This window comes from Ruegeria sp. ANG-S4, from assembly GCF_000814005.1.
Taxonomy (GTDB): domain Bacteria; phylum Pseudomonadota; class Alphaproteobacteria; order Rhodobacterales; family Rhodobacteraceae; genus Ruegeria.
Genome location: NZ_JWLK01000006.1, coordinates 405515 through 416262 on the forward strand (window position 1 = coordinate 405515; position 10748 = coordinate 416262).

Sequence of the window (10748 nt, forward strand, 5' to 3'; positions counted from 1 at the left end):
TGCTTTCGGCCAGCTATCCATTTTCTGACCTCGCTGCGACCATGATCGGGCTTCATTTTACGGAGCACCTTAATTCCTGACGTGTCTGCATTCCGCGCATTTTCGCGATTCTCAGGCGGACACGCCGTCGGCTTGGCCGAGAAAGGGGGTGACAGACCGATCATGAAAAGTACTGCCGCACAAGCGAGTGGTTTCGAGCTTGTTGTGGAGAATTCTGTTTCAACCGCACCAATAACTGCTTTGTAGATGAATGGCGGTCTGGTGCTCTAAGATGAGTGGAAATTATTATGTCTATGGATCGTAGAATTGCTCCTTTGTCTCCCGGTGATGACGGTCGTGAAGTTGACCAGGATCCGGTTGTAGACGAGCCCAGCGTCGAAGAAGAAATGGCGCTAGTCGACGACCTGAACGCACAACAGCAACAGCAGCAGCAACAGCAGCAGCAAGGCGACGACAGCAACACCAATGGTGGCAACGACAGCAACACCAACGGTGGCAACGACAGCAACACCAACGGTGGCAACGACAGCAACACCAACGGTGGTAATGACAGCAACACCAACGGCGGTAACGACAGCAACTCGCAAACCAACGGTGGTAACGACAGCAATACCAACACCGCAACCGTCGACATCGACTTTGGTGGTGGCGAATGGATTCCGCGCGACGATGACAAGGTCGACGTGGATATCGACAATAACGGTGACGTCAACGGTGATGTCATCACGGCTGGGAATGACATTGATTATGATCCCGGCGATGACCTGAACCTTGATATTTCGCTGGACGGACCCGGCAACGACTTCTCGGCGATCAACCATCAGATGGCATCGCTGGAAGACAACGACCATCTTGGTTCGGCGACCGTTCACAATGAAGGTGAGTTCCATCAGGACGGCGACGCCCACGGCGGCAATGCGCATGCTGAAGACGGTATTGACGTAAATGCCGACGGTGGTGACTCCGGCGGTGGCGGCACCAGCTATGGTGGCGACGCAGCTGGTAACACCAGCGGAAGCCACTCATTCGCGCTTGGCGGACATTCCGGCCACGCGGATGGTACGGCTTCGGGTGGAAACGGAGCGGCCTCGGGCAGCGCGAACAATACCAGCGTTGGATTGGGACTGTCCGGTGCACACGCAGACGGCGACAGCACGGGTGGAAACGGCGGAAACGCTGACAACGACTCCGGTGCGGTTAACCTCGGCGTCGCAGGCGCAAACTCTGAGTCAACTGGTGGTGAAGGCGGCAACGCTGGATCGATCGGCCTTGGCCTGGGTCTTGGTCTGTCCGGATCGAACGCACAAAGCGATGCTGGCGGTGGTGACAACGCCTCTGGTTCGCTGGCAGCGGGTCTGGGACTTGCCGGAACTGACGCTTCCAACGGAAACGCGGATGGCGGAAACGGCAACGCGCAGACAAGCGGAAACGCCGACAACACAAGCGAAGGCACCAACGAGGCGAACGACTCGTCCGCAGGTGGCAACATCGGTCTTGGTCTGGCAGGCGCGGGTGCGCTGGGTGCCAACGACGGATCCGGCGGCAATGGCAATGGTGGCCAAGGTGATGGCGGCCAGGGCGATGGCGGCAACGGCAACGGCGGAACCGGTAACGGCGGCAACGGACCTGGCGGTTCGGGTGACGGCGGAAACGGCAACGGTGGAACCGGTAACGGCGGCAACGGACCTGGTGGTTCGGGTGACGGCGGCAACGGTGGTGGCGGAACATCAGGTACGCTTGAGAACGCCCAAGCTGCAACAGCCCAGGCGCAACTGCTTGGTCTCGGCCTGAACGCAGCTGATCCTGACCCGACAACTGGCGGCGGCGGATCGGCCGGCGACGCGAACGGACCTGGTGGTGCCGGTGACGGTGGCAACGGATCCGGTGGATCTGGTGACGGCGGCAACGGACCTGGTGGTGCCGGCGACGGCGGCAACGGAACCGGTGGATCTGGTGACGGTGGCAACGGACCCGGTGGAGCCGGTGACGGTGGCAACGGCTCTGGTGGTTCCGGTGACGGTGGCCAAGGCGGTGGTCAGGCTGACGCGGACGCAGACGCAAATGGCGTCGGTGATCAGACCGCAGCTGGACCGGTAATCGCCCAGACACCTGGCGACATCGACGGAATGACCTCGAACTGGCAGGCGCCGGATGGGTCCGGTGGAGCCGGCGGAACCAACAATACTCACGGTTCGTCTGACGCCGATGGTTCCGGAACGTCGACCGCCGAAGGTACTGGTGGTGACGGCGGAACAGCCAACCCGAACGCCAACTCGGCAGGAAGCGGTGCAGGTTCTGCAGACGCATCCAACGAAGCTGGTAACGGCGGCGACGCAGACTCATGGTCTGATGCGGCCAACGACGGTTATGCGGAAAGCCTGGCCGAGGCGATTGCAGGATATGGTGGTGACGCCATGTCTGACAACGATGCGACCTCGACCGGAACCGGCTCTGGATCCGGAACCGCATACTCTGGCGCAGGTGGTGCAGGTGGCGCCGCAGCGGCCAATGGCGGAACCAGCGGTGACGTCATGGGCAGCTCGACCGGTGGTGCGACCACAGGTGCGACCAACACCGGCGGTGAAGCATCCGGCGCAAACTCCGGTGCTGGCGGTGCTGGCGGCATGGGCGGCACCTGGGGCTCGAACAACGGTGGCGACGGTATCGTCAACGGTGAGTCCTACGCGTCTGCAGCAGCCGTTGTCGACACGTCCGCGTTCAACCAGTCGATCGTCATGGGTGCCAACGTGCTTGGTAACTCGGTCGATACGACCATGGTCGGTGGTTCGATGACATCGAGCTACGCCAGCGACGACAACGACGTATAAGACACGCGTTTCGGGGGCCGCATTTTCGGCCCCCGCTTTAACGAAATTGCCAAGGCCGCCCAGTGCGGCCTCGGCCCAGCAAAAACCAAACCGGAAATTTTCTGTCGGTGCGGTAGTTAAGGATCATCGACATGTCGTTCGACAGTGTTACCGAAAAGATTGCACACTTTATTGGAACCTTTGATCTTACGATTGAGCAAGCCCGTCTGAGGGATCAATACGAAGAATTCACGGCGCATCGGCGCAAGGTTGAACTGGAAGAGCTGGAAGACCCGTTCACAATTCGGGTCAAAGCCAAGCTTGATCTGGATCCCGGCGTTTACAAGCCGCTTCCCTACAAATTCATGACGCCACCCGACGATCCAACACCTCCGCCCTATTTTGGCGGTCCGGTCGATGAAACGGTCATCAACATCGGTCAGCCATTTATACAGCTTTCTGTGTTTTCCGAGGCCGAACCGTTCGGTGGGATCGAGTTCCAATTCAATTTGATCCTTGAAAAGCCGGAAATCGTGACCGAGCTGATCGGATCGGCGGTGACCTACACCTTCCAGACGTTGAAGCTGATCGACAATGATGTCGTGGGTCAGGGCGATTTCCGCGACACTGCAGAATTGATGGCGCAAGCCGAGGCAGCCGCGGACCTGGCCGCATCACTGCATGTGATATCGGCTCCATCCCTTGCGATTTCCGACTATAAATCGGTGGATTACGTCGAGGCGTTGGCCGAGGAAATGCTGACGCCGTTCGTCACGGACGTCGAAGGTGTGGTTGTCCATCAATTCCAGGGCGCGGATGCGCTGGGCATCATCGTGAACGGGGAACACGTCGAAGAGGCTCCGGAATGGGAGGATCTTCTGCCCGAACATCACAAACCCGAAGAAGAAGAGGAAGACGCTTCACCCGATCCCTTGCCAGCCGAATGGGATCAGGATGACGAGTTCGAGTTCGGAGACGGCCACTCCGTCATAACGGGCGGCAACCTCGCGATTAATCAGGTAAACGCAACGGTTGCGTGGGTGGATGCGCCTTATATCGCGGTGGGCGGCAAGTCGGTCAGCCTGACGATGGTAAGCCAGGTCGCGGTTGTGTCCGACATGGACGAAGGCGCGCCCGGCCATGAATCCGGCACCAAGGTTGTGCAGACTTCGAACATGGCCATTGAAGAAAACGCGGCGCACTGGGTGGATCAGGAAGCGAGTGGGGAAGACCAGCCCGCGCTGATAAACGTCGACTGGATCTACGGTGATCTGGTGGTGGCGAATTTCGTCGAACAAGTGATCGACGCAACCGATATCGACCACATAGAAACCGAGATTTCGGCGACCTCGACGCTTTATGCGCTGGGCGACAACGAAATGGTCAACGTGACCAACATCATCCAGTTGGGGTCGTACTATGACCTCGTGATGATCGGCGGTGACATGATCTCGGTCGATATGCTGATGCAAACACTGGTCCTGATGGATGACGATGTCGTCACCGGTGGACTGGCGGATGTCGAGGCCGGTACAGACGAGAACCTGATGATGAATCAGGCCTCGGTCAACACGATCGGTCAGGACGTTCACGAGCAGATGCATGAAACCATGTCAGCTGCGCTGGATATGACCGAAGCGAACATGGACGCCCTTGAAGAGGCGCTGCTCAACGATCCGACTTTTGCCGGAATGGAACAGTTGCGTGTTCTGAACATCGAAGGCGATCTTTTGCAGGTCAACATGATCCAGCAGGCCACGGTACTGGCGGATCAGGATGACGTGCATCTGAAAGGCCCGGACGGCGCCGTGACCGAAGTTACAGCGGGCAGCAATGCGATGCTGAACGCGGCGAACATTACCAAGGCCGGGGTCGACTCGACCGTTATGGGTGCCAATGGCGAATTTTCCGAGCTGTTGCTGCACCAGGCGAGCCTGATCGATGTGCCAACCAATGATGAGATCGAAGAGATCGCGAATGAGGCGATTGCGCTGATCATGGAAGACATGTCCTTGCCCGGTGATGAAACCGGCATCGGGCCGAAAGGTGCCGATCTGACGCCCGGTGAAATGGCAACCGCCGACGACGGCCTGCAAACCATGCTGGCCTGATTTCCCTGTAAGTTACGAGTGAATCGAAGGTTAATTTATGTCGATCGTTTTTTCGTCGCGCCGCACACGTTTTGCCAGTCCATTAGACCGGCATGGTGGCGGCGGACCCTTGGCCCTGAAGCCCAGCGAATTGGTTTCAGGGTCGTCGCAGGCCGACGCAGCCCATTCATTTTCCCGGCTGCGCCTGACCAAGGAGATGCGAGTGCCGGACCCCGCGCAACGTCCCGCGGCCGATGCCCCAGATGGCGTGCAGGCTGTTCTGAACGGTGCGCTTAAGGCGACGCCCGACACTGAGGCGCCCGAGCAGATGCAAGCAAGGTTCGTTAATCAGCCGTCAGAGCCGGAACCTCACAGATCTGAACAACCGCGCGCCGGCTCTCCCCGTCAGCGCGCATCGTCGCGGCCCGCGCAAGACAAAGACCATGCGGGAGGCGACACTGGGGTGGCCGACGCCGAAGAGCCTGATCGTGACCCCGCCAAGCCATCAACCGCGCGCATGACCCCCTCTGCGCCGTCCGGCGGCGGAGACCGCATAGGCACAACGATCGAAGGCAAGGCAAACGAGCCGCTTATCCGCTCCACCTCGGGCGGAGGAGATGGCAAAGGGCCACCCCAAACCTTCCACAAACGCACGCCACCCGAAGACTTTCAAAGAACGCTGCGAACCTCGCTGAAGGCGATCTGGCGAAATCTGGCTTTCGTACTGCTTTTGACGTGCGCAACCAACGTGTTGATCCTTGCGATCCCGATCTATCTGTTCCAGATCAGTGACCGGGTTCTGACCAGCCGCTCGCTGGATACGCTGATAATGCTGACGGCGATTGTCGCGGGCGCAGTCGTTTTTCAAGCTGCGTTTGATGCAGTCCGGCGGTTCATGCTGATGCGCACTGCCGTCGAAGTCGCTGCGCGTCTCGGAGCCCCGGTTCTGAGTGCTGCGGCCCATGCATCGCTGCACGGCAATGGGCGGGAATACCAGACGCTTGGCGATCTGCAGCAAGTTCGGGGCTTTCTTGTTTCGGGAACGCTTATTTCGTTTCTGGATGTGCCCTTCGCGCCATTGTTCATTCTGATGATTTTTCTGGTGCACCCGCAGCTTGGCATGATCGTTGTCGTCACGGCGCTGTTGTTGATGACCATCGCGCTGATCAACCAGAAAATGACGGCCAAGCCTTTCGCCAAAGCAAACATGGCGCAGTCGCTGGCCAATCAGCATCTGGATTCGATGTCGCGCAACAGCCAGATCATCAATGCGTTAGCCATGATCCCCGAAGCGGTGCGTATCTGGGGTCGGGATACAGCGCAATCCTTGACGTGGCAGGTCAAGGCGCAGGACCGGAATGTGGTTTTTGCGGCCATTTCCCGTGCCGTGCGCTTGCTGACCCAGATCGGTATCCTGGGTTGGGGCGCGTACCTGGCCCTGCAGGGTGAGATCACTGGCGGTATGGTTATTGCCGCGTCAATCATTGCCGGTCGTGCATTTGCCCCGATCGAGGGATCAATCGAAGGCTGGAACACGTTTCTTCTGACGCGCGGTGCGTTCGGGCGTATCCAGCATCTGCTATCGAACTCGGCCCTGCAATTCGAGAAGCTGCGCTTACCCCGCCCCGAGGGTCGGCTGGATGTTGAACGCCTGCTTTATGTTCCGGGCGGCACAAAGCGCGTTGTCCTGAACGGCATCTCGTTTTCGTTGAACCCGGGTGAAACGCTGGCCATCATTGGCAACTCTGGTGCAGGCAAGACGACTTTGGGCAAGACGCTCGTCGGTTCGATCCTGCCGACTTCGGGCAGCGTCCGGCTGGACCTGATGGATATCCGCAACTGGGATCCGCGCCAATTTGGCGAAAGCATCGGGTACTTGCCGCAGGACGTGCAGCTGTTTCCCGGAACAATCAAGGACAATATCGGCCGGATGCGCTCGGACGCGACAGACGAACAAATCCATGATGCAGCCGTTCTGGCGGATGTGCACAACATGATTGCCACGCTCCCACAAGGGTATGAGACGGTTGTCGCAGCGGACGGCGCGCCGTTGTCTGGCGGGCAAAAGCAACGGATTGCTTTGGCTCGCGCGTTCTTCGGCAACCCGCGGATGGTCGTTCTGGACGAGCCGAATTCCAATCTAGACGTCGCAGGCGACAAGGCACTGGCGCGCGCGATTGCACAGGCCAAGGAAAACAAGATCACGGTCGTGGTTATTACGCAGAAGCCAACGCTTCTGAATGTCGTGGACAAAATCATGCTGCTGACGGACGGCCGCGTGGCGTTGTTCGGGCAGCGTGAGCAGGTTCTTGAGCAACTCAATGGACCACGTCCAAAGCCCGAATTGCAGGGCGGGGGGGATAAACAATGAACGAGTTGGTAAAGGTCGAGGAGCCGACCGTTTGGTACTCTGAAGTTCCGCGTTCGATCAACAAGCAGATTGTTCTGGGCCTGGTGATGCTGGTGGTCTGCTTTGGCGGCTTTGGCTTGTGGTCTTTCCGCGCCCCATTGGCGGCGGCGGTGATCGCCCAAGGCAGTTTTGTGGCAACGGGCCGGAACAAGATTGTTCAACACCTCGAAGGCGGCATTATCGAAGACATCCTTGTATCCGAAGGTGAATCGGTTCAGGCGGGCCAGGTTTTGATGACGCTTGACCAAACATCGGCAGAGGCCAATGAACGTGAACTGTTCATCCGGAAAATTCGCTTGCAGGCCATGACCGAACGCCTGCTTGCGGAACACAGCGAACAGGAACGTCTGGTCTTTTCCCAGGGGCTTCTGGACGCATCGGATGATGTCGAAGTCATGACCATACTGGACAGTCAAAAGCTGAGTTTCGATGTCTCGCGCAAGACACTCCTGAATGACATCGCCTTGCTTGCCCGAAACATGGAAGCCCTGCGCATCCGCGCCTCGGGGTTTGAGGCGCAACTGACCAGCATGAGACGCCGCTCGGAAATTCTGCAGGAAGAGTATGACACCAAGGCCGCGCTTTTCGAAAAGGGATTGGTGCGCAAGGGTGATCTGAACACGATCCGCAGGGTTCAGGCCGAAGCCGAAGGCCAGCTTGCGCGCTTGCAGGCGGAAACAGCCGAAGTGAACCAGATGCTTCTGAAATACGAGGAACAGATATCACGCACCCGGTCCGCCTATCGCGAGGCGGCCCTGGACGAATTGGGCGTGATCGAAGCCGATCTGGAGAGTGTTCGCGAAAAAGCCCGTCAGGCGCGCAGCGTTCTTGATCGCGCAGTTGTGCGCGCGCCGGTCACAGGGACGGTTGTGCGTCTACACCATCACACACCGGGCGGCGTGATCGAAACCGGCGAGCCGATTGCCGAGATTTTGCCGGCAGATGCGCCACTCATTATCGAAGCACAGATTCCGCGGACCGAGATCGACAGCGTTGTTACCGGCCAAATCGCCACCGTAAGGCTGGTTGCGCTGAACCAGCGCACCACGCCAGTGCTGAATGGCGAGGTGTTCTACGTTTCAGCCGACTCGTTGCTTGAAGACGCAGCTGGCGTCCCGCAAGAGGTATATCTGGCTCGCATATCTTTGACCGCGACCGAGATGGACCGGGTCCGCGGGTTCGTTCCCACACCTGGAATGCCGGCCGAGATCATGATCCAGACCGAAGAGCGGACCTTTGCGGCCTACATCGCCAAGCCTGTGACGGACAGCATGTCGCGGGCGTTTCGCGAACACTGACGCATTGGGTACATCTTGCAATCGCATCGTGTTAGCATCCTGACAACCGTGTTCAGGAGCCTGCCCAATGCCTTTGAGTGTGAAAGACATGATGGAGGCGGCAAATCAGGTCGTCCCACGCATTGATACATCCCGTGCCAAAGAACTGATCGAGCAGGGTGCCTTGCTGCTCGACATCCGCGATGCGTCAGAACTGGAGAAATCCGGGCGCGCTGTTGGGTCCCACCATATTTCGCGCGGCATGCTCGAGTTTCGTGCTGACCCGGACTTGCCCTCGCACGACCCGGAGCTTCAATTTGATCGACCGATCGTATTGCATTGTGCGTCCGGTGGGCGGGCAGCTTTGGCAGGGAAATTGCTGAAGGACATGGGGTACCAGCAGGTTTATAACCTTGGTGGTCTGTCCGATTGGGTCAATGGTGGTGGTGCGGTCACTGCTTCTGGCTAAGCGTTCAGAAAGACCCGAACAGCGCCCTCGAATTCACGCGGTTTTTCCGCGTGCAGCCAATGTCCGGCACCGTTGATCTTTGCAAATCTTGCATTTGGAAACAGCGCACGAATTCTGTCTCGGTATTCCGGAAGCACATAATCCGATGCGCCCCCGGACAAGAAAAGCGCTTTGCCGCCCCATGATGAATTGATCTCAGGGAAGCCCATAATGTTTGGCATTTCAGCGGCCAGAACGTCCAAGTTCAGCAACCAACGCCTTTCCTTGACGTCCAGTGATTGTGTGAAAAAGCTCTGCAATGACTTTTCGACACCCAGATCGGCCAATTGCTGTTCGGCATCGGAACGGCGACTGACCCGGTCCATGTCCACGGCCCGCATCGCTTCGATAAACTGGATCTGGCTATGGGAATACGCGACCGGCGCGATATCTGCCACGACGAGCTTTCTGACCGTCTGGCCGTGTTCCAGTGCCAGCATCATCGAGGCTTTGCCGCCCATTGAATGTCCAACGACATCGGCTTGGCCGCCAAAGGCATCAATCACCTCGGCCAGATCCTGCGCCAAGCTATGGTAGTCGTGGCGCGGATCCCAAAAGCTGTAGGCATGATTGCGCATGTCCACGGCGATGACTTGCCGTTCATCAGAAAGCCTGCGAGCGATTACACCCCAGTTTCGCCCCGAGCCATAAAGACCGTGGGCAATCAGCAGGGGCGGTTTGTCAGTCGGATCGCCGTGAAGGATCGTATTCAGCATATTGCCGTGATAGCCCCCGTCAGCAGAAACGACCAGCCCCATTGTCGCTGGTTTCGTACAGCGGTACATTGCCCGTTCAGGAGGCGCCCATGTCGCAGGAAATCGATATTCAGACCCGGATTGCCGAGACGATCCTGCTGCTGCGCAAAAAACTCGGATTGCGCGACAAGACCCTGTCCGAGTCGGTCAAGCGCGCCAGACGCCGCTTGCCGCGCCGGATTTACAAACAGGCATTGCTTTTGGCGAAGGCCGAAAAAATGGCTGAACACCCCAAACTGCGTTTGGTTCTTGATACGCCGATGCTCGAGAAAGCATCAGAAGAGGTACAAGCCCATCTGACGGCAATCAATCTGGCCGACCGCAGGTGGGGGTGGTTCCTGAGTTTTCTGGGATCGCTGGCACTTGGGTTTCTGGCTCTGTCAGCGTTGGCTTTGATCGTATTGCGTTGGCGTGGGTTTATCTGATCCCAACTGGTTGCCAATGAAAAACGGCGCCCGCTATGGCGCCGTCTTCTGTATCTGATCCGGTCTGCCCTACAATTTCGGATAGATTGGGAATTTTGCGCAGAGGTCTGCGACCTGGGCTTTGACCTTGGCCTCGACGGAGGTGTTTGCGTCTTCGCCATTGGCGGCGAGGCCGTCGACGACCTCGATGATCCAATCGGCGATCTGGCGGAATTCGGTCTCGCCAAAGCCGCGGGTGGTGCCGGCGGGGCTGCCCAGGCGGATGCCGCTGGTGATGGTCGGTTTTTCCGGATCAAACGGCACGCCGTTCTTGTTGCAGGTGATATGCGCCCGGCCCAAAGCCTTTTCGGTGGCGTTGCCCTTGACGCCCTTGGGGCGCAGGTCGACCAGCACGACATGGGTGTCGGTGCCGTGGGTCACCGTGTCCAGACCGCCCTTGATCAGCTGGTCCGACAGCGCCTGCGCGTTGGTCACGA

Annotated in this window: 7 protein-coding genes and 1 pseudogene; 6 read left to right on the forward strand and 2 right to left on the reverse strand. The window is 58.6% G+C overall.

Annotated features, from left to right (window positions below; genetic code table 11):
• The first annotated feature begins 293 nt into the window (after nt 1-293).
• The 5 genes from RA28_RS19825 (at nt 294) to RA28_RS19845 (ending at nt 9053) form a co-directional block, all read left to right on the forward strand.
• The gene (locus RA28_RS19825; RefSeq protein WP_039532516.1) at nt 294-2828 is read left to right on the forward strand and encodes a beta strand repeat-containing protein; all 2535 of its coding nucleotides are present in this window, start codon (nt 294-296) and stop codon (nt 2826-2828) included.
• Between the two features lie 131 nt (nt 2829-2959).
• A complete protein-coding gene (locus RA28_RS19830) occupies nt 2960-4918 on the forward strand; it encodes a hypothetical protein (RefSeq protein WP_039532519.1) in 1959 nt (652 codons plus the stop codon).
• Nucleotides 4919-4955: 37 nt separating this feature from the next.
• Nucleotides 4956-7268: a type I secretion system permease/ATPase gene (locus RA28_RS19835; protein ID WP_039532521.1), complete on the forward strand. Its 2313-nt coding sequence runs from the start codon at nt 4956-4958 to the stop codon at nt 7266-7268.
• Nucleotides 7265-8605, forward strand: a complete 1341-nt coding sequence (locus RA28_RS19840; RefSeq protein ID WP_039532523.1) for an HlyD family type I secretion periplasmic adaptor subunit — start codon at nt 7265-7267, stop codon at nt 8603-8605. The genes RA28_RS19835 and RA28_RS19840 overlap by 4 nt, the downstream gene beginning before the upstream one ends.
• Before the next feature lie 67 nt (nt 8606-8672).
• Nucleotides 8673-9053, forward strand: coding sequence for a rhodanese-like domain-containing protein (locus RA28_RS19845; RefSeq protein WP_039532525.1), 381 nt, complete (start codon nt 8673-8675; stop codon nt 9051-9053).
• On the opposite strand, the gene RA28_RS19850 is transcribed toward RA28_RS19845, so the two are convergent.
• Nucleotides 9050-9850, reverse strand: coding sequence for an alpha/beta fold hydrolase (locus RA28_RS19850; RefSeq protein WP_039532526.1), 801 nt, complete (start codon nt 9848-9850; stop codon nt 9050-9052). The genes RA28_RS19845 and RA28_RS19850 overlap by 4 nt on opposite strands.
• A gap of 47 nt (nt 9851-9897) precedes the next feature.
• Between RA28_RS19850 and RA28_RS19855 the strand changes: the two genes are divergently transcribed.
• Nucleotides 9898-10272: a hypothetical protein gene (locus RA28_RS19855; protein ID WP_052261526.1), complete on the forward strand. Its 375-nt coding sequence runs from the start codon at nt 9898-9900 to the stop codon at nt 10270-10272.
• A gap of 69 nt (nt 10273-10341) precedes the next feature.
• Here the strand turns inward: RA28_RS19855 and glyA are convergent.
• Nucleotides 10342-10748 (reverse strand): annotated as a pseudogene (glyA, locus tag RA28_RS19860) (serine hydroxymethyltransferase); the annotation flags it as partial.